The organism is uncultured Psychrosphaera sp. (assembly GCF_947500655.1).
Lineage (GTDB): Bacteria > Pseudomonadota > Gammaproteobacteria > Enterobacterales > Alteromonadaceae > Psychrosphaera.
This window is the reverse complement of sequence record NZ_CANMSK010000025.1, coordinates 1-26,264: the sequence shown is the minus strand read 5'-3', so window position 1 is coordinate 26,264 and position 26,264 is coordinate 1. Positions and strand designations below refer to the sequence as shown.

Below are 26,264 nucleotides of genomic sequence, written 5' to 3'. Positions count from 1 at the left end.
AGATGGCTGAAGGTAGCGACGCAGAAAAAACAGAAGACCCCACGGCCAAGCGTCAAGAAGACGCCCGCAAAAAAGGTCAAATAGCTCGTTCTAAAGAACTAGGCACTACTGGTGTTCTAGTTGCTTCTGCTGCCTCATTACTTATGTTTGGAGGTGGACTTGCTGTCGCCTTGATGGACGAAATGAGGTCTAAATTTTCACTGGACCGTGATGATATATTTGACCCAACTAAAATGTTTAAAGCCATGGGGGAATCTTTATCTGCGGTCTCAATGCCAATGTTTGCAATTTTTGCATTTATTTTATTAGCTGCGTTTGTAGCAAATAGTTTATTAGGCGGTATTAATTTTAGTGCGCAGGCTATGGCGCCTAAGCTAAATAAAATGTCGCCAGCGAAAGGTTTTAAAAGGATGTTTGGCAGCCAAGCAATAGTCGAGTTAGTTAAATCTATTTTAAAAGTAATTGTAGTAGCGTTTGTCGCTATTATGCTGATTAAAATTTATATTAGAGATATTTTGTATTTAAGTGTTCAAGATTTACCAGGTAACACTCAAGAAGCAACATTATTACTCGCCTGGGTTTTTATGGGACTATGCTGTTCTACTATTGTTATTGCGATAATTGATGTGCCATTTCAAATCTGGAATCACAGCAAACAATTAAAGATGAGTAAACAAGAAGTTAAAGATGAATACAAAACAACGGAAGGTAATCCAGAAATAAAAGGACGAATTAGACAAGTTCAACACGAAATATCTCAACGGCGAATGATGAAGAATGTACCTGATGCGGATGTAGTCGTTACCAATCCGACTCATTACTCGGTTGCTATTAAATATGATGTCACTAAATCTATGTCTCCTTATGTTGTAGCTAAAGGCTCTGATTTAATGGCAATGCAAATTAGAAAAATAGCGAAAGAGAAAGATGTCCCAATTATAATTACCCCGCTATTAACACGCTCTATTTATTACACCACTGATTTAAATCAAGAGATCCCTGAACAGTTATTTGTCGCTGTAGCACAAGTCTTAGCCTATGTTTATCAGCTTGACCTGTATAACAAAGGCAAAGGAAGTAAACCAAAAGACTTATCACGAAACCTACCAATTCCTCCTGAATTAAGACATTAAAAAACGAGTCAATTCCTTGACCAATAATTTGGCCTGATCTTTGCTGAACTACCTACTAATAAGTAAGTTAAATGGTAGTTGGAATGGAATTAACCGGAAAATTCAATCAAGTATTTAAAAAAGATAACCTTAGACATCTCAATGGTTTAGGTGCGCCTTTGTTTATTTTGGCAGCCTTGGCAATGGTTATTTTACCTTTGCCAGCGATAATGCTCGACATACTATTCTCATTTAATATCGCACTTGCTCTGGTTATACTTTTAGTAACTGTATACACCTTAAAACCCCTCGATTTTGGTGCTTTTCCATCCGTTCTATTAATAGCCACAGTTTTAAGACTTGCGCTTAACGTTGCCAGTACTCGTGTTGTGTTATTAGAAGGTCATAATGGTGGTGCTGCAGCCGGTCAAGTAATTGAAGCCTTTGGCTCTGTTGTTATCGGTGGTAACTACGCGGTTGGTTTAGTGGTATTTGCAATTCTAGTTATTATTAACTTTATGGTTGTTACCAAAGGTGCAGGTCGTATATCAGAAGTAACCGCGCGTTTTACCTTGGACGCTATGCCGGGTAAACAAATGGCGATTGATGCGGATTTGAATGCAGGTTTCTTAACTCCAGAGCAAGCTAAAGCTCGTCGTGAAGAGATAGGTAAAGAAGCTGACTTTTATGGCTCAATGGATGGTGCTTCCAAATTTGTAAAAGGTGATGCCGTTGCCGGTATTATCATTCTATTTATTAATATTATCGGTGGCTTATTCATCGGTATGATCCAACATGATTTGCAATTTGGCGAAGCCGTTGAGATTTACACTATATTAACAATTGGTGACGGCCTTGTTGCTCAAATACCAGGCTTATTGCTTTCAATCGGTACTGCGATTGTTGTTACACGACAAAATACTGATGAAGAGATGGGCACGCAGTTTCATACGCAACTTGGTGTTGAAAAAGTGTTATACGTTGCAGGTGGCGTGTTATTCACCATGGGCATTGTACCTGGTATGCCACATTTAACCTTCTTAATATTTGCATGTTTATTACTAGGCGGTGGTTACTTAACGGCTAAGGCAACAAAAGATCTGGCCATTAAAAAAGAAAAAGACGCTAAAGAAGAAGCTGAGGTTGATCCAAGTGACGCATCAGAAAATAAAGATGTGAGTTGGGATGATGTTTCTCATGTAGACACTATAGGCTTAGAAGTTGGTTATCGTTTAATTCCTCTGGTTGATAAAAGCCAAGGTGGCGAATTACTTTCTCGTGTGAAGGGGGTTAGACGTAAGCTCAGTCAAGAGTTTGGCTTCTTAATACCTGCGGTACATATACGCGATAATTTAGATTTAGATCCAAACTACTACCGCATAACGTTAATGGGCGTCACCATAGGTGAAGCTGAAATTAGACATGACCGCGACTTAGCGATTAACCCAGGCCAAGTGTTCGGTAAAGTTGATGGCGTTGAAACAATTGACCCTGCATTCGGTTTAGAATCTGTATGGATTGAGTCAACTGCCAGAGATAAAGCACAATCATTAGGCTATACCGTTGTAGATGCTGCGACTGTTGTAGCGACACATATTAGCCAGCTATTAACTAACAATGCTGCGCAATTAATGGGGCATGAAGAAACTCAAAATCTATTAGATATGATAGGTAAAAATTACCCTAAATTGGTTGATGGCCTAGTTCCTGAGATGTTGTCACTCTCTGTAGTGACCAAAGTATTACAAAATTTATTAAACGAAGGTGTGCCAGTTAGAGACATGCGTTCAATCTTACAAACATTAGTTGAATATGCACCTAAGAGCCAAGATTCCGATGTATTAACCGCTGCTTGCCGAATAGCTCTTCGTCGTTTTATTGTACAAGATGCTACGGGGTCTTCGACTGAAATACCCGTCATTACTTTGGTTCCTGAATTGGAACAGATGTTGCAACAGTCAATGCAGTCAGCGGGAAATGATGGTGCTGGTATCGAACCTGGTTTAGCAGAACGCTTACAGAAATCTTTAACTGATGCTCACAAAACACAAGAGTTATCGGGTGAACCATCAATTTTACTTACGTCCGGAATGCTAAGAAGCGTGTTATCTCGATTCATTAAACACAGCATTCCAGGCATGGTTATCTTGTCTTATCAAGAAATACCAGAAGAGAAACAAATTAAAATAGTCAGTTCAGTTGGCTAATGCCAGATTCTTGACGGAGATAGAAAGTGAAAATTAAACGTTATTATGCAAAAGATATGAGAACCGCTCTTAACCAAGTTAAAGAAGAGTTAGGGCCCGATGCTGTGATCATGTCTAACAAAAAAACGGCTTCAGGTATTGAGATTGTGGCTGCTGTTGATAATGATTCAATTAATGATTCAGCAAAACAAACCGCAAAAAAAATAGCTCATCAACCAACTCAAGCTATCTCTGCATATAGTGGAGTAATTGACGAGACTGATGGCGAAAAACGAATTGCGTCGTCACTTTCTGAATTGTTAAATAGACAAGCGTCACCGACTGAGACAAAAACTGTACCGTCAACTAAGTTAGATCTAAGTAATCGTCAAAAATCTGAACGAGCAACACAAGTGTTATCTCAACAGGCTGAATCAGAATTTGAACAATGGTTATCAAAAGCAAGAACGACAGTAGAAGAAACAAATGAGCCGCATCAACAACCGTCATTGAGCGCGCCATTAGATGAGTCCGACTTAAGTGATGAACATCAAGCTAGTGGATTACATCAAGACTTACGTACTAACGTAGTAAAAGCAGATTTTAACACCGAATTAACCTCACTTAAGTCTGAAATGAACTCAATTAAAGAGTTATTAGAACATCAAGTTTCAGAGTTAATGTGGCAAGATGTTGAAAGAAAGTCACCATTAAAAGCGATGTTGATCTCTAAATTAAAAGATATGGGTTTATCAAAAAAGGTGTCAGAGCATTTAACACACTTTTTATCTGATGATTTAGTACAACGTGATGCTTGGCAACATATGTTGAGCTTATTAACTGAGCAGTTAGATACAACGACAAATGAAATAATTACCCGCGGTGGCGTTTATTCACTTGTAGGACCTACAGGTGTTGGTAAAACCACAACGATTGCAAAGTTAGCTGCACGATATGCACAAATTCATGGTGCTGATAAAGTGGGTCTTATTTCGACGGATAGCTTTAGAATCGGTGCTTTGGAGCAATTGGCTACCTATGCGAAAATCTTAGGTTGTCCTTTAAAACAAGCTAAGAATACAGACGAATTATCAGATGCTATTTATCAATTACGTAACAAGAAATTGATCTTAATTGATACCGCAGGCATGAGCCAACGTGATTTAAAATTAACAGAAAAGTTAAATCATTTGTTGACTAAGTCGCGAGTTAATATTAAAAATTACTTAGTACTTTCAGCAACTTCTCAAATGAGTGTTTTACAAGAGAGTGTTCAGCACTTTAAAACGATCCCTTTGTCAGGTTGTATTTTTACTAAAATTGATGAGTCTCTTAGCTTAGGTGAGTTGATGAGTGTTGCGATTCATAACCGATTACCAATCGGTTATTTAACAAACGGTCAGCGTGTTCCTGAAGATATAAGAGTTGCAAATAGTGAAAAAATCGTGCAAAAAGCTAATCAACTCTTTGAATTAAAACAAAAAGTTAGAAAGAAACATAATAAGGTAGTGCCAAGAGCTGTTGGCATGTATGATTGATAAAACCTGTTCCGATCAGGCTAGTGGCTTGAGATATATGTCTTCAATGAAAAAAACAAAAGTAATAGCAGTAACCGGCGGTAAAGGTGGTGTTGGTAAAACAAGTGTTTCACTTAATACAGCCATTGCCATCGCTCAGACTGGAAAAAGTGTATTAGTATTAGATGCCGACTTAGGTTTAGCTAATTGTGATGTTATGTTGGGATTACGAGTTGACAAAAATTTGTCTCATGTCCTTTCAGGCGAAGCTGAACTTGATGATATTTTGGTTGAAGGACCAGGAGGCGTTAAAATAGTACCTGCTACGTCAGGTTCTATTGATATGGTGGAATTATCACCAGCTCAGCATGCCGGTTTAATACGCGCATTTAGTGAAATGAAAACACCTGTTGATGTATTCATAGTGGATACTGCAGCTGGTATTTCTGACATGGTACTTTCCTTTTCCCGCGCTTCACAAGAAATATTAGTCGTAGTGACTGATGAACCTACATCTATTACAGATGCTTATGCACTTATTAAAATTCTGAATCGTGACCATGGGGTTGCAAAATTTAAGGTTGTGGCCAATATGGTACGAACTTTAAAAGAAGGTCAGAATTTATTTAAAAAGTTAACTTTAGTAACAGATCGATTTTTAGATGTGAACTTAGAATTAACTGCTATTATTCCATTTGATGAAAACTTACGAAAAGCTGTACGACGCCAAAAAGCGATTGTAGATGCTTTTCCTCGTTCACCGTCAGCAATAGCATTTAAAACGTTAGCAACTAAAATAGATCATTGGCCCGTACCTACACATGCATCGGGAAATTTAGAGTTCTTTTTAGAGCAATTGGTCAATTAAGAGGTACAATTTGAACAGTAAAGTTGCAGCTGCCTACGAGGCCAAAGAAACCGACATTTCTGATTTATTAGGAAAGCATTCCGTACTGGTTAAGCGAATAGCTCACCATTTGGCGGCACGTTTACCTGATAGTGTATTGGTCGATGACCTAATTCAGGCCGGAATGATAGGTTTATTAGAAGCCGCTAAAAACTTTGATGGTTCAAAAGGTGCAAGTTTTGAAACTTATGCTGGTATTCGTATTCGTGGATCAATGCTAGACGATATACGTAAAGGTGACTGGACTCCACGTTCAGTTCATCGTAATGCTCGTATGATTGCAGATCGCATATCTACATTGGAAGCTGACTTAGGCCGTGATGTAAAAGATACCGAAGTTGCAGAATCTTTGGATATCTCTCTCGCTCAATATCATGTAATGTTAAAAGAAGCTAACGCTGGTAAAATTATCGGTATAGATGATATGGGCGTGAGCGAAGATGTGATTTCAATTAAAGAAGACTATGAAGCCGACGATACATATGTAGGTGTTGAAAGTAGTTCTTTTAAACAATCAATCTCAGCGGCAATTAAAAATTTGCCAGAAAGAGAAGCATTGATACTATCATTGTACTATGATGATGAATTAAATTTACGCGAAATTGGGAATGTTTTGAGTGTAAGTGAATCTAGAGTTAGTCAAATTCACAGCCAAGCAATGGTAAGGTTACGCTCAAGATTAAAAGAATGGTTATAAAACTTGTAACTTCCTAATTTTAATTAATAATTAAGATAACTAATTTACCTCACTGGAGGATGCTTTGGATAAGAACATGAAAATTCTAGTTGTTGATGACTTTTCTACAATGAGAAGAATCATTAAGAACTTACTTCGTGACCTTGGTTTTACCAATGTACAGGAAGCTGACGACGGCAGTACCGCATTGCCGATGTTACAAAATGGACATTTTGATTTTGTAGTAACTGACTGGAATATGCCAGGTATGCAGGGAATTGATCTACTTCGTGAAATTCGAAAAGACGATAACTTAAAGCATATGCCAGTTATGATGGTAACTGCAGAAGCTAAAAAGGAACAAATAGTCGCGGCCGCTCAAGCTGGTGTTAATGGCTACATTGTAAAACCTTTTACAGCTGCTACCCTTAAGGGCAAGTTAGAAAAAATCTTCGAACGTCTAGAGTAATCTTATTTAGGAGTTAAATATGTCGAAAGAGACAACTCCGCAGATCAGTCTAGAAGAGGCTAAAGCGCTTGTTATTGCGCTTGAATCTGGTGATGACCAATCTGCCAATGAAATTCTTATGTCTGCAGCAAGTCCTGAGAAGAAAGAATTATTTGCTGAAGTCGGAAAGTTAACGCGTCAATTACATGATTCATTATCTAATTTTCAACTAGATCCTAAAATAGCCAATCTTGCAACTGATGATATACCAGATGCAAAAGAAAGGTTGAGTTATGTCATGGATTTGACGGAAAAAGCAGCTAATAAAACAATGGATGCTGTGGATTCAAGTTTACCTTTAGCCGATAAAATTAATACTAACTTAGCCGAATTAAAACCTGAGTGGGATAAACTCATGCAGCGTGAAATTCAGTTAGGTGAGTTTAAATCACTTTGTTATAGCATAAATGATTTTATGGAAGTTGCTGGTAAAGACGCTGCACAAATTCATACTCATATGACAGAAATAATGATGGCCCAAGATTTCCAAGATTTAACCGGGCAAGTTATAAAAAGAGTTATAGAATTAGTTAAAGATGTAGAAGATAGTTTAATACATTTACTTACTGTCTTTGGTGAGCCTAATGCCAATGTTTCGAATGATGTAAATAATACTCATGAGAAAGACCAATCGGTCGATAACAATGGTGTTGAGGGTCCAATCATAGATGCAGAGAATCGTGAAGATGCGGTTTCAAATCAAGATGAAGTGGACGACTTGTTGTCAAGTTTAGGCTTTTAGATTAAGGGAGCGGCCGCATGGCTTTGGATGTTGATCAAGAGATATTACAAGATTTCTTAATTGAAGCAGCAGAAATATTAGAATTATTATCTGAAGAGTTAGTTGAACTGGAGAATGATCCAGAAAATGCTGATTTATTAAATTCAATTTTCCGTGGTTTCCACACCGTAAAAGGTGGAGCGGGATTTCTTGCGTTAACAAATTTGGTCGATGCCTGTCATGGTGCCGAGAACGTCTTTGATATTTTAAGGACTGGTAAACGTAAAGTAACAGCTGAATTAATGGATGTTATTTTACAATCTCTCGATACTGTTAATGAGATGTTTGCTCAAGTTCAAGCTGGCGAAGATCCTGACCCAGCCGACCCTGAATTACTCCATGCTCTTCATCGTTATTGTTCTCCAGAGTCTGAAGATGAAGCTTCAGCTCCTACAGCTGACGCAGCAACGACTCCAGTACCAACATCTGGTGATATCGATGGTATCTCAGAAGATGAATTTGAAGCTTTATTAGATGAACTTCATGGTGGCTCTCCAACTAAAACTGAAAGCGCGGCACCAGCCAAACCATCAGGTACACCTGACTTTGGTTCAGGTGATGATATTTCAGATGATGATTTTGAAGCATTATTAGATGAACTTCATGGTAAAGGCTCCTTTAAGGTTGAAGGGAAAGGAGATGATGAAGATAAGCCATCGGAACCTGCCTCACGACCACCTCCAAATTTCGGTGGTGATGAAATTAGCGATGATGAATTTGAGTCTTTATTAGACGAGCTTCATGGCAAAGGTTCTTCACCTACTAAAGCAGAAAAACCAAAATCTACACCAGCTAAAAAAGAGCCTGAAACACCAGCTCCTGTTGCTACACCTGTAGCTAAAAAGGCGGAGCCTGTGGCTCCAACACCAGCTAAGGCTCCACCAAAAGAAAAGGCGGTGCCTCAAGCTGAGACTACAGTTCGTGTTGATACTAAACGTTTAGATGAAATCATGAATATGGTGGGCGAGTTAGTACTTGTTCGTAACCGTTTAGTAAGTTTGGGTGTTAATTTAGGTTCGGATGAAGAAATGACCAAAGCAATTTCTAATTTAGATGTTGTTACTGGTGATTTACAAGGTGCGGTAATGAAAACCCGCATGCAACCAATCAAAAAAGTGTTTGGTCGTTTTCCTCGAGTTGTGCGCGACTTGTCTCGAACGCTAAATAAAGAAATAACATTAGAGTTAGTTGGTGAAGAAACTGACTTAGATAAAAATTTAGTAGAAGCGTTAGCTGATCCATTAGTGCATTTAGTTAGGAACTCAGTTGATCATGGTATTGAAATGCCAGATGAACGTGAAAGTGCTGGCAAGCCAAGAATGGGGATGGTTCGTCTTTCAGCTTCGCAACAAGGTGATCATATACTTTTAACCATTGAAGATGATGGTAAAGGAATGGACCCTGAAAAATTAAAACAAATAGCAATTGATAAAGGTGTGTTAGACGTTGATTCAGCGGCAAGACTGTCGGATTCAGAAGCCTTTAACTTAATTTTTGCTCCAGGATTTTCGACTAAGGCTGAGATTTCAGAAATATCTGGCCGAGGTGTGGGAATGGATGTTGTTAAAACCAAAATTATTCAATTAAATGGTTCTGTCGAGATCCAGTCTGAATTAGGTAAAGGTACAACATTACAAATTAAAGTGCCATTGACGTTAGCTATTTTACCTACCTTGATGGTTGTTGTTGGTGAGCTTGTTTTTGCTTTACCATTATCAACGGTTAATGAAATTATTCATTTAGACTTAACAAAAACTAATATTATTGATGGTCAACAAACTGTCACCGTAAGAGAGAAAGCAATTCCTCTATTTTACTTAGAGGATTGGTTAATCAAAAATCCAAAAGCAGAGTCAAATCGTACAGAAGGACATGTTGTTGTTATCCAAGTCGGTGCGCAACAAGTTGGTTTTGTCGTTGATTCATTAATTGGACAAGAAGAAGTCGTTATTAAACCATTAGATGCCATGCTACAGGGTACTCCAGGTATGGCCGGTGCAACAATTACATCTGATGGTGGAATTGCGTTGATTTTTGATGTTCCAAACTTACTCAATCATTACGCTAGTCGTTCTAACTTAAGGCTTAAGTAATAATATCCAATGGTTATGAAAGTATTGATAGTAGACGATTCTGCATTTTTTAGACGCAGAGTCGCAGAAATATTAAACGCACACTCTGATTTACAGGTTGTTGGTGATGCAGTTAACGGAAAGGATGCAATAGAGAAAACTAAATTATTAAGGCCTGATGTCATTACAATGGACATAGAGATGCCTGTTATGGATGGAATTACTTCCGTTCGCCATATAATGAATGAGTGTCCAACGCCAATTATTATGTTTTCATCGTTAACTCATGATGGAGCTAAAGCGACATTAGATGCATTGGAAGCAGGTGCATTAGACTTTTTACCTAAAAAGTTTGAAGACATAGCAAAAGATAAAAAAGAAGGCACTAAAGTTCTACAGGATAGAGTTTGTGCGTTAGGACGACGTTCTGGTTTGATGAGACGCTCATCAGTACCAAAGCCCTCGATAGATACTACAACTAAGTCAGTACCTACGACATCTAGAACGTCATCAGCAAGAAGTGTTCAACCTACAGAAAGTCGTGACACAAATCGCTCAGCGGTAAGTCGCTCAAGTGTTGCAAGAAAGTCCTCTGGGAAAAGTTATAAATTATTGGCTATTGGTACGTCAACGGGTGGACCTGTTGCATTACAAAAAGTATTGGCTGATTTTCCTAGTAACTTTAAATTACCTATTATATTAGTGCAGCATATGCCCGCAGCATTTACTCCGGCATTTGCATTAAGACTTAATTCATTATGTAAAATTACGGTTAAAGAAGCTGAACATCGTGATGTGTTAAAGCCCGGGGTTGCTTATTTGGCACCTGGTGGGAAACAAATGTTAATTGAAGGACGTGGAGCTAACGCGACAATAAAAATACTTGAAGATGACTCTGCAAGAATGACATATAAGCCTAGTGTTGATTTGTCTTTTGGTAGTGCTGCGAAAGTATATGGTGGCGATGTGTTGGGTGTTATTTTAACAGGTATGGGGGCCGACGGACGTGAAGGCTCAAGAATGTTAAAACAACGTGGCGCTAAAATTTGGGCGCAGGATGAACAAAGTTGTGTTGTTTATGGAATGCCACAAGCGGTAACGATTGCAGGGATTTCAGAAGAAAATATTGCACTAGAGGAAATGACTCAGGCTATCTTAAAAGAGTTAAATTATGGATAAACTTGCATTCTCCGGAATAATTATCGCTTTAGCTGCGGTATTCGGTGGTTATGCAGTTGAAGGAGGCGGTGTTTCTGCGTTATTTCAACTGCCTGCATTTATCATTGTATTTGGTGGTACTTTAGGTGCTGTCATGTTGCAAACCCCAAAAGCTGATTTTTATCATAGTATCATTTTATTTCCTTTGATTTGGAAAACTCCCGTAAATGACTTTAACCTGTATAAACTAAAGCTTTGTAAATGGGCTGATATAGCTCGTCAAAAAGGCTTTTTGGCTTTAGAGCATCAAGTACATATTGAAAACGACCCTTTTGTAAAAAAAGCGTTAATGATGTTAATTGATGGCGTTGATAATGATGTCCTCAGGGATTCATTAGAATTAGAGGCTCAGTTAGAAAGTGAACATAAAAATAGAGCTGCCAATGTATATGAATCACTTGGTGGTTATAGTCCAACTATAGGGATCATTGGCGCTGTTTTAGGCTTAATTCAAGCGATGGCAAACATTGATGATCCTACAGCCTTAGGGCAAGGGATCGCGACTGCATTTGTTGCGACTATTTATGGCGTAGGTAGTGCAAATTTAATATTTATACCATTTGGTGAAAAAATAAAAGCACATATAGATGAAGAATTATTGTACCGTGAAATGATAATTTTAGGGATTTTGAGTACCGCTAACGGTGAAAATCCACAGAATATCTCTAGAAAATTAGACGCATATCAACGTGAGTTTGTATAAGAGCTGTTAATTTATGAGTCGATTAAGACGAGTTAGTGAATTGAATAGACATCCAAGTCAAACGCGCTGGATGGTTTCTTATGCCGATTATATGACGTTAATGTTTGCTTTGTTTGTTGTGCTATATGCCAAAGCAATCGTTAAAGAAGACTCATTTAATATTCTATCTGAATCATTTGGTAAAGTGTTTCATATTAGTGGTGATAAAGGAAAAGGCACAAAAGGAGAAGGTTTATTAACGAATCAAACCTCTCAAGTCGATTTACTCGATGGTAATCATTTGTTACCAGAAAAAGGCCCTGAATTAACCACTGAACATTTATCAATTACTGAATCATTAGATAAAAAAATAGGTAAGCCGTTAGAAGGGTTAAAACATGAAATGCAAACTGCATTGTTACAACTCACTGAAAATGGCTTGGCAAAATTTGAATTGGATGATGATTGGCTTACGATTGAATTAAATTCAGGAATGCTTTTTCCTTCGGGGAGTGCAAGTGCGAGTCCGGCAGCTTCCATTATTTTAAGTCAGATTGCCAAAGTACTTTCTACCGGAGATAATCTAATTGAAATAAGAGGTTACACTGATAGCCTGGCAATAAATAATGAGATATTCTCATCAAACTGGCAATTATCCGCTGCTCGCGCAGCCTCAGTGACTAACTTATTAGAAAAATTCGGTATTGCTCAGCAAAGATTAGGTATTAAAGCTAATGGTTCAAATAACCCAATTGCTAGCAATGAAACGCAAGAAGGGCGAGCCAAAAATAGACGAGTGGTTATTGCTTTATCTCGATATGCCTTTGAGTCTAACGAACTGTCTGATCACAAAGCTAAGTTACAACAAGAATTAACAAATAAAGTAACAGAAATGGCATCTGACGAAGATGAGATCCAAGTTATTAAATTACCCCATGGTGGTTTAAGGATCACAACACGAAAAGATCAGAAGCGCTTGGAAAACAACCAAAACCAGTAGGTGAATAAGTTGAAGATCTGGACAATAGCAAACCAAAAAGGCGGTGTAGGTAAAACGACAACCGTAGTTACCTTAGGTGCTATTTTAGCTTTACAGGGGAATAAGGTATTAATGCTTGATACAGACCCTCATGCATCGTTAACTTATTACTTTGGCATTGACTCTGAAGAGCTTCAACATGGCGTCTACGATGTATTTACCCAATCGGATAGCATGACTAAAGATGATTGGAATAAATGTGTTTGGGAAACACCAGTAGAAAATCTGAGTATTTTACCTGCCACTATGGCAATGGCCACATTAGATGGCGTATTAAGTAAAAAATCAGGTATGGGATTAATCGTTAAAAAAGCATTGGCAAAGTTTGCCGCTGAATATGATTATGTTCTGATTGATTGTCCGCCTGTATTAGGCGTATTAATGGTAAATGCGCTTGCTGCGAGTGATAAAGTTTTAATACCGGTTCAAACTGAATGTATGGCGCTTAAAGGCTTAGAACGTATGTATCGCACTATGGAGCTGATGAATACATCACAAACCAAGTCGTATGATATTTGTGTTATACCTACTATGTACGATAAAAGAACAACGGCATCTATTGCTGCTTATCGAGAGTTGAGAGAAACTTACGGTGATAAAGTATGGGAAGGTGTTATTCCTATTGATACCAAATTTAGAACGGCAAGTATGGAAAAATTACCATTGCCTGTCTATGCAAAATCAGCCCGTGGAACTTTTGCATACTCAGAATTATTAAAAAAATTAAAATCAGAGTGATAATTGATGTTCGCAAGTGAAAAAATAATGTTGGACTATTTAGGCCAACTATTAAGTGAAGAAGATGAAGCGGACGATGCAATTGGTTCAAGTGTAAACTCGATCCAACAAAAGCAAGAGTTGGATAAAGTAGAGTCAAATTACCGTCAGACAACAGAAGAATTGGCTCCTATAAAAACACATTCTCAATTGAGACCAATTACCTCAAGAGTTGCTAAGTTTAAAGAGTATAAAGAAGAACCAGAGACAAAATTAGCAGAGCCAAATTCAGTTGAAAAACTATTACAACAAGTTGATGCTAAACAAGAATTGCAAAAAAATGTTAAAGAAGAGTCAAAAACTGTCGATTTAGTAGGTACTGAAGTAAAAGTTGAAAGCAAAATTGAGCCTGTTATTGAAAAGCAACAAGACGTTGCCGCTCAAGATGAGTTTCCAGATAAACCGTTTCAAGCGTTATTCTTTGAAGTTGCAGGATTAGTACTTGCTGTACCATTAAAGGAGTTGGGCGGTATTCATAATTTAACAGAAATTAATAGTTTATTTGGTAAGCCCAAATGGTTTAAAGGTGTTATGTTAAATCGTGAACAAAAACTAAATGTAGTTGATTCTGCATTGTGGGTTATGCCTGAAAAGTTTGATACAGAAAAAGCATCATCAATAGATTATAAATATCTAATAACCTTAGGGGATAGTAATTGGGGATTAACAGCTGAAAGGTTAGTTGAAACTGAAATGGTTCACCCTGATTCGGTAAAATGGCGTAATGGACAAGGGAAAAGACCTTGGTTATTAGGCACTATTAAAGAAAAAATGTGCGCTTTGTTGCATGTAAGCGATTTAATTGCCATGCTTGAACAAGGTATCAATGCTAGACAAGAATAGTAGGTTTTCAATTAGGAGTTGCTCAGATGAGTGAAGAAAGAGCCCCAGTAAATCATGTAGCCGATGGCAACGATGAAGTATTGCAATGGGTAACGTTTAAACTAGAGGAAGAAACCTATGGTATAAACGTTATGCAAGTTCAAGAAGTATTACGTTATAGTGAGATTGCACCTGTGCCAGGTGCACCAGATTACGTATTAGGTATTATTAACCTGCGTGGGAATGTTGTAACGGTTATCGATACTCGTTCACGATTTGGATTAATGCCTGGTGATGTAAGTGATAATTCACGTATCGTTATTATTGAATCAGAAAAACAAGTTATTGGTATCATGGTTGATAGCGTAGCTGAAGTGGTTTATTTAAAATCATCTGAAATTGATAGTGCACCGAATGTTGGTACTGAAGAAAGTGCTAAATTTATCCAAGGTGTAAGTCATCGTGATGGTGAATTATTAATTTTAGTAGACTTAAATAAATTAATGTCTGACGATGAGTGGGATGAAATTTCCGATTTATAATGATCAGATTTATCGAAATGAAGGCAGCGCTAGCTGCCTTTTTTAATTTAATGTAATCTAATACCAATTGGTATAACTTATTTTATGGTTTAAACATGTATTGGCCTGCAATTAACAGCATCATTATTCTATGTCTTACCGTTATTTTTATTTTGGCGTTTAACCAACTCACTCGTAAATTAGCTAATAAACAAACTGAGTTAGATAGTTTGAAATTAAAAGTAGATGAACTTGCTGAACAAGTGACTGTTTATGAAAATATTACGAATAGACAGCAACAGCAAATCTCAGAGTTGAGTAATAATTTAACAACTTGTTTTTCACCTTTAGAAAATTTAGAAAATAGAATTGAAGAAGTTGCCAGTATAATCCAATTAGTACAATCGGATATGAGCTCTGAATCGACTGAACAAAAATTATATGGTCGAGCCAAAAAAATGATTGAAATGGGCGCAGATATAAATGAGTTAGTTGCTGAATGTGAAATTCCTAGAGCTGAAGCTGAACTTTTAATCTCGCTATATAAATCTTAGTAAATTTAATTACATAAAAAATATTTATATCCACCCTATATCTCTACACAATAAATAGTAAGCATCTAGCTTTACTTTCCTCTTTTCTATAATCATACATTTAACTAAAACTACTTCCTTTGGCACGTTTAGTGCAATCTCAAAACAATAGAAATAATCATGTCGTAATATTGACAGGGGAGATCCATGGACAAGTTGTTATATGTATCTATGTCAGGTGCTAAGCAAAACCTTATTGGCGTATCAATGAACGGCAATAACTTGGCTAATGCTCGTACAGTTGGATTTAGGTCCGACTTTGAGCAACAACGTTCAATGCAAGCATTTGGAGAAGGGCATCCTACTCGAGTTTTTGCAATGGAAGAGCGCCCTGGATCAAAAATGGCAAATGGTTCAATTTCGACAACAGGTCGTGACTTAGACATAGCTGTCACTGGCCACGGTTGGTTAGCAGTACAAGATAGTCAGGGGGAAGAAGCATATACCCGTGAAGGTAATCTCCAAATTAATCAAGATGGAATATTAACAACCGCTAAAGGAACTCCAATTTTAGGCGAAGGAGGTCCAATAATTATACCTTTGCCAATAGAAAAAATTGAAATAGCTTCAGACGGGACAATAACGGTGAGACCTCAAGGGGCTCCAGCTAATTTTCTTGAAGTGGTTGACCGCATAAAATTAATAGAGCCACCATCGGATGATGCCTTAACTAAAGGGAATGATGGTCTTTTCCGCTCTAAAGAATCAGTTTTATCTAATGAGCTATGTGGATTTTGTGAAGCATCACCAAACGTAAGAATTGTTAATGGTGCTTTAGAAATGAGTAATGTAAATCCAGTTGATGAAATGGTGCAAATGATCTCGCATCAACGTCAATATGAATTACAAGTGAAAATGATGACCAAGGCTGAAGAGATAGATAAAAGCCAAGAACAATTATTACGAATCGTATAAAAGAATTAATTAACTAGGAGGCGACTATGCATCCGGCATTGTGGATAAGTAAAACGGGTTTAGATGCCCAACAAACTGATATTGCTGTTATTTCTAATAACTTAGCAAATGCGGGGACTGTAGGTTTTAAGAAAAGCAGAGCGATATTTGAGGACTTGTTATATCAAAATATCAACCAACCAGGTGGACGTTCATCTCAAGATACTGAGATGCCAAATGGTTTAATGCTTGGTGCTGGTACCAAAGTTGTCGCGACTCAAAAAAACTTTTCTCAAGGGAATATGACGACCACTGATAACAGTTTGGATTTTATGATCCAAGGTGATGGTTTCTTTGAAATACAACGTCCAGACGGCACCATTGCTTACACTCGTAATGGTCAATTTTCTATGGATGAAAATGGACGCATAGTTACATCTGGTGCTGGTTTTCCTTTGCAGCCAGAAATGAATGTACCTGAAGATGCACAATCTATAACTATCTCTCAAGAAGGTGAAGTTTCTGTTCAAATCGCTGGTGAAGGCGAAGGTGTTGTTATTGGACAGCTAGTCATTTCAGATTTTATCAATCCATCTGGTTTAGAGCCTATTGGTCAAAACTTATATACCGAAACGGGAGTAAGTGGTGCACCTAATCAGGGTAACCCTGGGATAAATGGTCTCGGTATTATTGTTCAGGGTGCGCTAGAAACATCTAACGTAAATGTGACAGAAGAACTAGTTAACATGATTGAAAGCCAACGAGTTTATGAAATGAACTCAAAAGTTATTTCAACGGTTGACGAAATGCTTAGCTTTATTACTCAGCAGCTTTAATTGAGTAGGGGAATAATCATGGGGAAAATATTTCAACAACTAAATCATAGTTCGGCTAACAAATGTGGCCGTTTTATAACAGCTGTCACTATTTCAGCCATCCTATCCGCTTGTGCGGTGAATCATGATGTTGAAAAAGAAGATCCATTTTTTGCGCCTATCATGCCTGAGATACCGACAGAAGATGTCGTTTCAACTGGCAGTTTATATCACACAGGTTGGTCAAATGGTTTGTACTCTGACACTAAAGCAAGACGTGTTGGAGATATCATTACTGTATTACTAATGGAAAATACTCAAGCATCAAAAACAGCAAAAACTGAGACGAGTAAAGAAACGGATGCAAGCTTATCACCTATAATCGGTTTAAATGGCTTAGCGCCAACTATAGGTGGTAATACTTTAGAGTTAGGTCTTGAATCTGACGGAAGTTTTAAAGGCGATGCAAAGTCAAATCAAAGTAATAGTTTAAACGGTGAAGTTACCGTACATGTTCTAAGAGTATTACCTAACGGAAATTTGATAATCCGTGGTGAGAAGTGGTTAACATTAAATACAGGCCAAGAGTTTATTAGACTTACCGGCATAGTACGATCTGAAGATATTGCATCCGATAATACTGTCGAATCTACACGGGTTGCTAACGCTCGTATTTCTTACAGTGGTAAAGGTTCATTAGCTGAAACTCAGGAGGCTGGATGGTTATCTGGTTTCTTTATGAGTTCAATGTGGCCATTTTAGGGATACGATATGAAAAAAGTAATATTAATTTTATGTTCAATAACACTGATATTTTCACCAATAGCGCAGTCAGTCCGTATAAAAGATGTTGCTATGGTGCAAGGTATTCGCTCTAACCATTTAGTTGGTTATGGTTTAGTTGTTGGCTTACCCGGAACAGGGGAAGCAACTCGTTATACAGAACAAAGTTTTAAAGCTATGTTGGCAAACTTTGGTATTCAATTAGCCAGTGGTTTAAAGCCAAAAATAAAGAACGTAGCTGCTGTTGTAGTTAGTGCTGAATTACCAGCATTTTCTAAACCAGGCCAAACAATAGATATTACTGTTTCATCAATCGGTAGTGCTGGAAGCTTACGTGGTGGCACTTTATTACAAACCTTTTTAAAAGGTGCTGATGGCAACATATATGCTGTTGCACAAGGCTCACTTGTTGTTGGTGGCTTAGGTGTGGAAGGATTGGATGGCTCTCAGGTTGTTATTAATACGCCTACCGTTGGCAGAATACCCAACGGTGCATCAGTAGAACGTAGTGTTCCAACTCCGTTTGCTAACGGCGATTATATTACATTTAACTTAAATGAGCCTGACTTTACTTCAGCCAAAAGACTATCCGATACCATAAATAATTTACTCGGGGCAAATACGGCCAATGCTGTAGATGCGGCATCTATACGTGTATTAGCGCCGCGTAATATATCGCAGCGGGTGTCTTATTTATCAGAATTAGAAAATTTAGAATTTCAGCCTGCAGACACCTCTGCAAAGATCATTGTTAACTCTCGTACTGGCACCATAGTCATTGGCAAAAATGTACGATTAAGACCTGCGGCAATAACCCATGGCAACTTGACGGTAACCATTGCCGAAAATCAACAAGTTGATCAACCAGACCCATTAACTAATGGTGAAACGGTTATCACAAATCAATCAATTATAGATGTTGCTCGTGATGATACTAGAGCTTTCGTGTTCGACCCAGGTGCTAGTTTGGATGATCTTGTCCGGGCTATTAATCAGGTTGGCGCAGCTCCAGGGGATTTAATGGCAATTTTAGAAGCTTTAAAACAAGTAGGTGCTATTGACGGTCAATTGATTGTTATTTAGTGCTTGTCAAACGTAATCAATAACTAGTAACAAAATAGGGGAATAGTTATGAATTTTGCAAATACACTCGTTACAAACGTAACAGCGAACCAAGATACTAATATGGCCGTTTTGGCAATGTTAGAAATGGATGTTAACCAAGCAGTACAATATCATGTTTATGAAGTTGCCTTTGGCGATAAAATGATTTTTTGTTGTTTATCTGGTGGCGTAATTGAAGATAATGAAATTCAATTTACACCAATTGGTTTAGGTGCTTTTGAAGCAATGACAAATATTAAAACAGAAGTTGAGTTTGAATATTTTGCTGATGAGATCAACAAATCAAACGGTAATATTTCTGACCAAATTGAAGAAATATTCACACGTGTTCCAAACAATGCTCGTGTATGTCTAATTGGTGACATTACTGGCGAGTTAAAAGATGAGTTAAGTAAGTACTTTAAATTGCTTCACTAATCTAATGTGCTCCCCTCTGATGAAGTTGTTTAGTGCAAACAACTTTCATCAGTGGAGTTCATTTTATTAACAACGACTAAAATATACATTCCCTCCAATACACTTTTCTACTTTTATATAAAATCGATAAAATTCAATTCGTTAAAATATTGGCTCAGTTTTTGATATATACCCATTAACGATTATTGGGAAGTCAAAAGTTTGTCAAATGAGTAAAATAGGCGATATAAATAACCATCTTGATCTAACTGGATTGCAAGAGTTGAAAGCTCAAGCAACAAAAGATCCTGAAAGTAAAGAAGCGCTTAAAAAAGCTGCAGCTCACTTTGAGTCTATCTTTATTGGCATGATGTTAAAGTCAATGCGTAAAGCTAATGAAGCATTTGAAGATGATAACCCAATGAACACAAGTACTACGAAATTCTATCGTGATATGTACGACCAACAACTTTCTACCGATATGGCAGTAAAAGGCAGCATGGGCCTCGCCGACTTAATTGTAAAACAGCTAAGCAATGATACTGAAAATTATAAAGCCGCAAGTACATTAAGAAACGATGGTGATTTTACCCGACACGCTTTTTATAATGATGACAAGCCTAAAGAGGTTGTTGCAAGCAACTCAATAGCTCCAGCCAATTCAGCAACCAAACCTAATTCAATTCTTGATGACTTTAATAACGTTATAGATAAAAGTTTCTCAGCAATTGGAGCTGAAAAACCTACTGAATCAACGGTTGCAAATACCCAGCAGAAACAATCTAAAGCTGTGGTTAATTTTGATTCACCAGATGATTTTGTTGGTTCCTTATGGCAGTTTGCCAAAAAAGCAGCGGCTAAAATTGGCGTTAATCCTGCGGTTATTATTGCCCAATCAGCACTTGAAACTGGTTGGGGGCAGCACATTATTAAAGATAAAGATGGTGAATCTAGCTTTAATTTATTTAACGTTAAAGCTCACCGAGACTGGGATGGCGAAAAAGCGGCACAGTCAACACTAGAATTTGAAAAAGGCATCGCGGTTAGGAAAACAGAGCCATTTAGGGTTTATAGCAACTTCACTGAGGCATTTGATGACTTTGTAAGTTTCCTAAAAAGTAACTCTAGATATGATGAAGCTTTAGAGAGTACTGCTGAGCCGGAACAGTTTTTGCAAGAATTACAAAAAGCGGGATATGCCACAGATCCAAATTATGCAGATAAGATAATTGGCATATTAAATAGCAGCACATTTAAAGATGTTGTTGGCAAAGTTACTCAATCTAAAAATAATATGGTAGGGGAATAAGATGTCCAGTGGAATGTTAAATTCAGGTATAACCGGATTAGCTGCTGCACAATATCGTTTGTCGATAGCGAGTAATAATATCTCCAATGTCGATACAGAGGGGTATAGCCGTCAACGAGTAGAGACTGTCTCTACAGTAGGTACTGCGTTTAAAACCACTCTTTTAGGGAATGGTACTGCAATCTCTGCAATTGAAAGAATTTTTAATGAATATAACTTTGAAGAAGTTTTATTTAATTCATCACAATATGAATATAGTAATACCAGTTTAACTAATGCCTCAAGAATTGATAGTTTATTAGCTGATGCCGACACTGGTATAACAGTTACATTTGATTCTCTACTTGATGGTATTAATGGGATCGTGGAAGAACCAACATTAATCTCAGCTCGTAATGTTTTAATTTCTCAAGCTGAAAGTCTTGGTAATAGATTTAACAGTTTATATGAAGAAGTTGCTATTCAGCAATTAGGTGGGATTAACGACCAGATTGAAACATCAGTCGCAACAATTAATATGATCACAGAAGAACTTGCTGTTTTAAATGCAAAGATACAAGTTGAAACTGCGACTTCTGCAGATGGCTTTTTACCAAATGACTTGTTGGATAAGCGTGACTTATTGTTAAAAGATTTGAGTGAAATCGTTCAGGTTAATGTTGTTGATGTAGGTGATGGAACTGTCAATGTAAGTATCGGTACCGGTGTTACTCTTGTTACTAACGATACTTCAATCCCTTTATCAACAGTACCAAATGAATATGACCCTCAATTATTAGAAATTGGGATATCCGTTAACACAGGCGTCGCAAACAAATCAATCATCACTAACAATTTAGTTGGTGGCTCATTAACTGGGCTAATAGATACTCGCGATAATGTGGTGATACCAACTATTAATGAGTTGGGGAAGCTAGCAATAGCAATGTCTGATATTTTTAATAGACAGCAGAGTTTAGGTAGAGATTTAAATGGCGATGCTGGCGAAGATATTTTTGTAGATATTAACGATCCTCAAGATATTTTGGAAAGAACATTAAATTCGTCTAATAATACAGATGTTTCTACTTTTGAAGTCTATATCCGAAATACCGAGCAGTTAACATCGGCAGAGTTCAATATGGAATACGATGGTACTAATTTAGATGTCTTTGATGAAGATGGTAATTTAGTTCAGCAGTTTGACGCGACTGATATTGCCGCTATGTCTGCCGGTGAGCAATTAATTGTCGGTGATACTGGTATCGCTATCGCTATTGATACAAATAATTTGACGGCAGGGGATTCATTTAAAGTTAGACCAACGTATTTTGGCGCAAATAATATTGAAGGGGTTATTACCGACCCAGATAAAGTCGCTGTAGCAGATAACCCACTAGCAATTACTGAAGCTAATAATACCAATAATGTTAGTTTCAATTTATACGAAATGACAGGGGATTCAACTACGGTCCCAGGACCTTTACCTGATGACTTCATTAGTATTGAAATAGATGCAACAGGTACTTCATATCAAGTTTTAGATTCTGTGGGTACCGTAATTAGCGGTCCATTAGATATCCCTGATGATCAAATTATAGATGATCCTGTCGCTGGCTTTCGATTTGAACTTGAAGGCACATTAGCTGGTGGAGAAGTATTTACTATTACTCATGCTGATAACCCAGGTGTTGATGAAACCAAAGCATTTGGTCCTGGCGATAATACAAATATTTTAGCTATGCTGTCACTTCAATCTGAACGTGTTATGGATAACGGAACAAATAGCTTCTCAGAGTCTTATGCAGAATTAATTACGATTATTGGTGTTGAAACGAGCAGCCTACAAATATCAACCGACTCATTTAGTACTTTGTTATCTAGTTCCGAACAACGATTAGCCAGTGTCAGTGGTGTAAATCTTGATGAAGAAGCGGCAAACTTAATTGAATATCAGCAATCCTATGCCGCCTCAGCTCGTATCATTACAGTAGCTAGAGAAATATTTGACACATTACTTGCAGCAGCAGGGTAAGGATAAGTAGATGACTAGAATAGCAACTGCAAACTCTTTCGCTAGAAGCTTGGCTCAATTACAACTAAGACAAAGTAATTTAGACCGTGCGCAAACAGAATTAGCAACGGGTAAACAAATAATTTTACCGTCAGATGATCCAACAGGTGCCAACACGGTTATACGTTTAAGTAACGAGCTAGAAGTATCAAATCGTTATATAGACTCACAAGAGGCGGCAGAACGTTTCAATTTAACCAGTGAAACAGCCGTTGCTAGTATGACAGATGTTATATTTCGTATTGAAGAGTTAATGCTCGAGTCTATCAACGGTACCATGGATGCAAGTAGTTTAGATGCAATTGGAGACGAGTTAGAACAACGATTGCAACAGTTTGATGCGCTTGCCAATACCAAAAATGCTAATGGTGATTATGTATTTTCAGGTTTCCAAACCAGTACGCAAACTTATGAAGTTGATGAATTTGGTTATCGTCAATATCAAGGTGATGATGGTCAGCGTGAAGTTCTTATAGCGGCTGGTTTTCAAGTTAAAGTAAATGACCCAGCTAGTATATTTTTAGAGAGTGTCCCTTCTGAAACTGCTTCGTTTATACCAACGGCAAATGCTGCGAATATTTCAGATTCAGCTATTTCTATCGGTGTCGTAACACGTCCTGCTGAATATGAAAATGCACCTCACTCAGAACCTTATACTGTTAATTTTATTGCAGGTGCAGGTGCAGGACAAATTAGAGTTGAAGTTTTAGATAGCGGCGGCTTACCTGTACCTTTAGAGCCAAATAAAGGTGACTTTTTAGATATTACCCCAGGTGATGATGTTGAGTTTTATGGCATTGAATTTTCAACGCTTGATAATCCACCTCCTGTTGTTGGTGATTCATTTGAATTTGAAACATCCTCTGAAACAACCGCAATGTGGGTAATGCAACAAGCTGTTGATGTTATGGCATACAACAGTACAAATTATAATGCGGCATCAGATGCGGCAAATGTTTCAACAGCAACCATTACCGGTGGTAATATTGTTGACCCTTCAGAGGAACATGAGTTTGATGATTACACGGTAAATATTTTAGCTGGTGGTTTATATGAAGTTTATGACAGTGCCGGATCATTAGTTGAAGGGCCGAGTGATTATACCGCAAATAATGAAATTAAGTTTAGAGGTATTGAATTTGAAATCGGCGGAACGCCTGTAGCGGGTGATACTTTTCATGTAGATAGACCTGATTCACAACTCAGAGCTGAATTAATTGGTTCATTGCTAACAGAATTAAAATCAGCACTAACTACCGTAGAGAGTACACGTTCATTAATGGGCTCTCGTTTAAATGCGGTGGAACTTGAAATGGATGCGCAATACCGTTTTCAAGAAATAACTGCAGGTGCATTAGCAAATATTGAAGAAATTGATGTATATGAAGCCGTTTCTAATTTAGAAATGTCAACTACAGGGTTAACAGCCTCACAGCAAAGCTTTGCTAAAGTGCAGGGCTTATCTTTATTTAATTATATATAAATTTTTACCCAGTAGAGTTTTGTGTTGAATACAGAACTCTACTTACTACACTGGCGTCAATTTGCCGCCACACCTCCCTTTGTTGCCGATAAAATATACACCATAAAAACCTACTTTAACCTCATTCTAGCGTTTAGTTATTTGTTTTTTAACTCTTTACAACAACTCTAACACACTGAATACAGTGGGTTTAACTCTATATCTTAAAAAAAACAGATGAGTGAATAAATTGACCACTAAGTTGGCACGCAAGATGCAATTCGTTAACTGGAGAAAGAACTTTAGCTTTATTTGCTAATAACGTTCTAAGGAGAAAACAATGGCATTATTTGTAAATACTAACGTTGCATCAATTAACGGGCAACGTAACTTAATGGGCTCAACAAGCTCACTTGAAACGTCTATGACTCGACTAGCGTCTGGTCTTAGAATAAATAGCGCAAAAGATGATGCAGCGGGTCTGCAAATATCTAATCGACTTACATCTCAGATCAATGGTCTTAGTGTAGCTATGCGAAATGCTAATGATGGTATTTCTATGGCTCAGACTGCTGAAGGCGCGATGCAAGAATCGACGAATATCTTACAGCGTATGCGTGATTTATCAATCCAATCGGCGAATGCGACAAATTCAACGGTAGATAGAAAGTCACTGCAAGAAGAAATGACTCAACTTAATAATGAGTTAGACCGAATTGCCAATACAACGACATTCGGTGGACAAAAATTACTAGATGGTTCGTTTGGTGTTCAACAATTCCAAGTTGGCTCACAAGCAAACGAAACTATAGCAATATCTATAAATTCAGCTCAAACCGATGATTTAGGTAGTGCTCGTTATAGCATGGGTGGGACAAACCTTGCCGCATCTGCTGCCACTTCTTTGGGGTCAGCTGTTGCCGCCAATAGTCACCCTTTGGCTAATGCGTCAGAAATGTTAACGATAGACGGTATTAATACAGGTCAAGTTACCATTGCTCAAGATGACTCTGCGGCAGATATATCGTCAAAAATTAATTCCATATTTAACACTACAGGTGTTAATGCGGATGCAAAAACTGCATTACGCTTATCTGATTTTGCTGGTGGTGCTGCAGGTGATGGTATTAGTTTTAGTTTATCAAATGGTGATAGAACCGAAACTATATCGTTTACGGCTACTGGTGTAGTAGAAGATGATATGCAAATTATGGTCAATAAAGTAAATGAAAATGCGGCCTCCTTAGGGATAGGTGCAGTTTATGATGCCGCAACTAATGCTGTTATTTTGACATCAGAAGCGGGTGACAATATTGGCATTACTGAGTGGGCTGATTCTGGTGGTGCTGATGCGGTAATGACCATCCAAGGTCGTTCGTATGCAGATGACCAAGATGTTGGCGCTCCAGTCATTTTAGATGTAGCGGCTGGCGACTTGGAAGTTACAGTAACGGGTCAGGTGCAAATGGATAGTACCGTACTGTTTAATGTGAATTCCAATACAGCCAACAGTGATTTAACTGGTTTAGTTGCCGCTAATGAATTAGCGCAGGCGGTTGAAATATCTATAGAGACAATTGATATTACTACGGCTCTTGGTGCACAAGATGCCATTGCTATAATCGATGGTGCATTAAGTAAAATTGATAAAAACAGAGCGTCATTGGGTGCGGTTCAAAACCGTTTAGAATCAACGGTTAATAACTTAGCTAACATTGTTGAAAACTCATCCGGTGCAAGAGCTCGTATTCGTGATACTGACTTTGCTGCAGAAACAGCAGAATTGACTCGTAATCAGATCCTTCAACAGGCTGGTACCTCAATTTTGGCACAAGCAAACCAATTACCACAATCTGCGTTGTCGCTTCTCCAACAATAACGCACAGGCGGAAACGCCAAAAATTAAAATTGTTTTCTCAAATAAAAGCCCTGTTAATACAGTAATGCCAGTCAGTTAAGCCGACTGGCATTTTTATTTCCGTTTTTGGGATACTTAGACGGTTTTGGCTTTACCCA

The 26,264-nt window shown here is 37.8% G+C and carries 24 protein-coding genes; all 24 read left to right on the top strand.

What is annotated here, in order from left to right; genetic code table 11:
• Nucleotides 1-2: 2 nt before the first annotated feature.
• The 24 genes from flhB to Q0940_RS16060 all read left to right on the top strand — a co-directional run bounded on the left by flhB (nucleotide 3) and on the right by Q0940_RS16060 (nucleotide 26,127).
• Nucleotides 3-1,133, top strand: a complete 1,131-nt coding sequence (gene flhB, locus Q0940_RS16175) for a flagellar biosynthesis protein FlhB (RefSeq protein WP_299270844.1) — start codon at nucleotides 3-5, stop codon at nucleotides 1,131-1,133.
• Between the two features lie 83 nt (nucleotides 1,134-1,216).
• Nucleotides 1,217-3,319 (top strand): flagellar biosynthesis protein FlhA, encoded by a 2,103-nt coding sequence (gene flhA / locus Q0940_RS16170; RefSeq protein WP_299270871.1) that lies wholly within the window; start codon nucleotides 1,217-1,219, stop codon nucleotides 3,317-3,319.
• Nucleotides 3,320-3,345: 26 nt separating this feature from the next.
• Nucleotides 3,346-4,836, top strand: a complete 1,491-nt coding sequence (gene flhF / locus Q0940_RS16165) for a flagellar biosynthesis protein FlhF (protein ID WP_299270842.1) — start codon at nucleotides 3,346-3,348, stop codon at nucleotides 4,834-4,836.
• Nucleotides 4,829-5,683 carry a MinD/ParA family protein gene (locus Q0940_RS16160; protein WP_299270841.1) on the top strand — a complete coding sequence of 285 codons (855 nt, stop codon included), beginning with the start codon at nucleotides 4,829-4,831 and terminating at the stop codon, nucleotides 5,681-5,683. The genes flhF and Q0940_RS16160 overlap by 8 nt, the downstream gene beginning before the upstream one ends.
• Before the next feature lie 10 nt (nucleotides 5,684-5,693).
• Nucleotides 5,694-6,419, top strand: a complete 726-nt coding sequence (locus tag Q0940_RS16155; RefSeq protein WP_299270840.1) for an RNA polymerase sigma factor FliA — start codon at nucleotides 5,694-5,696, stop codon at nucleotides 6,417-6,419.
• Between the two features lie 64 nt (nucleotides 6,420-6,483).
• On the top strand, nucleotides 6,484-6,867 hold the full coding sequence (gene cheY / locus Q0940_RS16150) for a chemotaxis response regulator CheY (protein WP_105052285.1): 384 nt from the start codon (nucleotides 6,484-6,486) through the stop codon (nucleotides 6,865-6,867).
• 19 nt (nucleotides 6,868-6,886) lie between these two features.
• The gene (locus Q0940_RS16145) at nucleotides 6,887-7,648 is read left to right on the top strand and encodes a protein phosphatase CheZ (protein WP_299270837.1); all 762 of its coding nucleotides are present in this window, start codon (nucleotides 6,887-6,889) and stop codon (nucleotides 7,646-7,648) included.
• 17 nt (nucleotides 7,649-7,665) lie between these two features.
• Nucleotides 7,666-9,780 (top strand): chemotaxis protein CheA, encoded by a 2,115-nt coding sequence (locus Q0940_RS16140; protein WP_299270835.1) that lies wholly within the window; start codon nucleotides 7,666-7,668, stop codon nucleotides 9,778-9,780.
• A gap of 9 nt (nucleotides 9,781-9,789) precedes the next feature.
• Nucleotides 9,790-10,938 (top strand): chemotaxis response regulator protein-glutamate methylesterase, encoded by a 1,149-nt coding sequence (locus tag Q0940_RS16135; RefSeq protein ID WP_299270832.1) that lies wholly within the window; start codon nucleotides 9,790-9,792, stop codon nucleotides 10,936-10,938.
• Nucleotides 10,931-11,680, top strand: a complete 750-nt coding sequence (locus tag Q0940_RS16130) for a flagellar motor protein (protein WP_299270830.1) — start codon at nucleotides 10,931-10,933, stop codon at nucleotides 11,678-11,680. The genes Q0940_RS16135 and Q0940_RS16130 overlap by 8 nt, the downstream gene beginning before the upstream one ends.
• A gap of 13 nt (nucleotides 11,681-11,693) precedes the next feature.
• Entirely contained in the window at nucleotides 11,694-12,659 is a 966-nt protein-coding gene (locus Q0940_RS16125; protein ID WP_299270828.1) for an OmpA family protein, read from the top strand.
• Nucleotides 12,660-12,668: 9 nt separating this feature from the next.
• Complete coding sequence (locus Q0940_RS16120; protein WP_299270826.1) at nucleotides 12,669-13,436, top strand: ParA family protein; 768 nt, start codon at nucleotides 12,669-12,671, stop codon at nucleotides 13,434-13,436.
• A gap of 27 nt (nucleotides 13,437-13,463) precedes the next feature.
• Nucleotides 13,464-14,318, top strand: a complete 855-nt coding sequence (locus tag Q0940_RS16115) for a chemotaxis protein CheW (RefSeq protein WP_299270824.1) — start codon at nucleotides 13,464-13,466, stop codon at nucleotides 14,316-14,318.
• Between the two features lie 26 nt (nucleotides 14,319-14,344).
• Nucleotides 14,345-14,839: a chemotaxis protein CheW gene (locus Q0940_RS16110; protein WP_299270823.1), complete on the top strand. Its 495-nt coding sequence runs from the start codon at nucleotides 14,345-14,347 to the stop codon at nucleotides 14,837-14,839.
• A 95-nt stretch (nucleotides 14,840-14,934) separates the two neighbouring features.
• Nucleotides 14,935-15,372 carry a DUF2802 domain-containing protein gene (locus Q0940_RS16105; RefSeq protein WP_299270821.1) on the top strand — a complete coding sequence of 146 codons (438 nt, stop codon included), beginning with the start codon at nucleotides 14,935-14,937 and terminating at the stop codon, nucleotides 15,370-15,372.
• A 186-nt stretch (nucleotides 15,373-15,558) separates the two neighbouring features.
• Complete coding sequence (gene flgF, locus Q0940_RS16100; RefSeq protein WP_299270818.1) at nucleotides 15,559-16,326, top strand: flagellar basal-body rod protein FlgF; 768 nt, start codon at nucleotides 15,559-15,561, stop codon at nucleotides 16,324-16,326.
• Nucleotides 16,327-16,352: 26 nt separating this feature from the next.
• Complete coding sequence (gene flgG, locus Q0940_RS16095; protein ID WP_299270816.1) at nucleotides 16,353-17,141, top strand: flagellar basal-body rod protein FlgG; 789 nt, start codon at nucleotides 16,353-16,355, stop codon at nucleotides 17,139-17,141.
• A gap of 18 nt (nucleotides 17,142-17,159) precedes the next feature.
• Nucleotides 17,160-17,882, top strand: a complete 723-nt coding sequence (gene flgH, locus Q0940_RS16090; protein WP_299270815.1) for a flagellar basal body L-ring protein FlgH — start codon at nucleotides 17,160-17,162, stop codon at nucleotides 17,880-17,882.
• 9 nt (nucleotides 17,883-17,891) lie between these two features.
• Nucleotides 17,892-18,986, top strand: a complete 1,095-nt coding sequence (locus Q0940_RS16085; protein ID WP_299270813.1) for a flagellar basal body P-ring protein FlgI — start codon at nucleotides 17,892-17,894, stop codon at nucleotides 18,984-18,986.
• Nucleotides 18,987-19,034: 48 nt separating this feature from the next.
• Entirely contained in the window at nucleotides 19,035-19,445 is a 411-nt protein-coding gene (locus Q0940_RS16080) for a hypothetical protein (protein WP_299270812.1), read from the top strand.
• A 208-nt stretch (nucleotides 19,446-19,653) separates the two neighbouring features.
• Nucleotides 19,654-20,733, top strand: a complete 1,080-nt coding sequence (gene flgJ, locus Q0940_RS16075) for a flagellar assembly peptidoglycan hydrolase FlgJ (protein ID WP_299270809.1) — start codon at nucleotides 19,654-19,656, stop codon at nucleotides 20,731-20,733.
• 1 nt (nucleotide 20,734) lies between these two features.
• Complete coding sequence (gene flgK, locus Q0940_RS16070) at nucleotides 20,735-22,747, top strand: flagellar hook-associated protein FlgK (protein ID WP_299270807.1); 2,013 nt, start codon at nucleotides 20,735-20,737, stop codon at nucleotides 22,745-22,747.
• 10 nt (nucleotides 22,748-22,757) lie between these two features.
• Complete coding sequence (gene flgL, locus Q0940_RS16065; protein WP_299270805.1) at nucleotides 22,758-24,269, top strand: flagellar hook-associated protein FlgL; 1,512 nt, start codon at nucleotides 22,758-22,760, stop codon at nucleotides 24,267-24,269.
• A 319-nt stretch (nucleotides 24,270-24,588) separates the two neighbouring features.
• A complete protein-coding gene (locus Q0940_RS16060) occupies nucleotides 24,589-26,127 on the top strand; it encodes a flagellin (RefSeq protein ID WP_299270803.1) in 1,539 nt (512 codons plus the stop codon).
• The last annotated feature ends 137 nt before the right edge of the window (nucleotides 26,128-26,264 follow it).

Excerpts from the sequence above, each read along its gene's own strand:
- flhB (WP_299270844.1), top strand. The coding sequence starts at position 3 with ATGGCTGAAGGTAGCGACGCAGAAAAAACAGAAGACCCCACGGCCAAG.
- flhA (WP_299270871.1), top strand. The coding sequence starts at position 1,217 with ATGGAATTAACCGGAAAATTCAATCAAGTATTTAAAAAAGATAACCTT.
- Q0940_RS16160 (WP_299270841.1), top strand. The coding sequence starts at position 4,829 with ATGATTGATAAAACCTGTTCCGATCAGGCTAGTGGCTTGAGATATATG.
- Q0940_RS16145 (WP_299270837.1), top strand. The coding sequence starts at position 6,887 with ATGTCGAAAGAGACAACTCCGCAGATCAGTCTAGAAGAGGCTAAAGCG.
- Q0940_RS16140 (WP_299270835.1), top strand. The coding sequence starts at position 7,666 with ATGGCTTTGGATGTTGATCAAGAGATATTACAAGATTTCTTAATTGAA.
- Q0940_RS16135 (WP_299270832.1), top strand. The coding sequence starts at position 9,790 with ATGGTTATGAAAGTATTGATAGTAGACGATTCTGCATTTTTTAGACGC.
- Q0940_RS16130 (WP_299270830.1), top strand. The coding sequence starts at position 10,931 with ATGGATAAACTTGCATTCTCCGGAATAATTATCGCTTTAGCTGCGGTA.
- Q0940_RS16125 (WP_299270828.1), top strand. The coding sequence starts at position 11,694 with ATGAGTCGATTAAGACGAGTTAGTGAATTGAATAGACATCCAAGTCAA.
- Q0940_RS16115 (WP_299270824.1), top strand. The coding sequence starts at position 13,464 with ATGTTGGACTATTTAGGCCAACTATTAAGTGAAGAAGATGAAGCGGAC.
- Q0940_RS16110 (WP_299270823.1), top strand. The coding sequence starts at position 14,345 with ATGAGTGAAGAAAGAGCCCCAGTAAATCATGTAGCCGATGGCAACGAT.
- Q0940_RS16105 (WP_299270821.1), top strand. The coding sequence starts at position 14,935 with ATGTATTGGCCTGCAATTAACAGCATCATTATTCTATGTCTTACCGTT.
- flgF (WP_299270818.1), top strand. The coding sequence starts at position 15,559 with ATGGACAAGTTGTTATATGTATCTATGTCAGGTGCTAAGCAAAACCTT.
- flgG (WP_299270816.1), top strand. The coding sequence starts at position 16,353 with ATGCATCCGGCATTGTGGATAAGTAAAACGGGTTTAGATGCCCAACAA.
- flgH (WP_299270815.1), top strand. The coding sequence starts at position 17,160 with ATGGGGAAAATATTTCAACAACTAAATCATAGTTCGGCTAACAAATGT.
- Q0940_RS16085 (WP_299270813.1), top strand. The coding sequence starts at position 17,892 with ATGAAAAAAGTAATATTAATTTTATGTTCAATAACACTGATATTTTCA.
- Q0940_RS16080 (WP_299270812.1), top strand. The coding sequence starts at position 19,035 with ATGAATTTTGCAAATACACTCGTTACAAACGTAACAGCGAACCAAGAT.
- flgJ (WP_299270809.1), top strand. The coding sequence starts at position 19,654 with ATGAGTAAAATAGGCGATATAAATAACCATCTTGATCTAACTGGATTG.
- flgK (WP_299270807.1), top strand. The coding sequence starts at position 20,735 with ATGTCCAGTGGAATGTTAAATTCAGGTATAACCGGATTAGCTGCTGCA.
- flgL (WP_299270805.1), top strand. The coding sequence starts at position 22,758 with ATGACTAGAATAGCAACTGCAAACTCTTTCGCTAGAAGCTTGGCTCAA.
- Q0940_RS16060 (WP_299270803.1), top strand. The coding sequence starts at position 24,589 with ATGGCATTATTTGTAAATACTAACGTTGCATCAATTAACGGGCAACGT.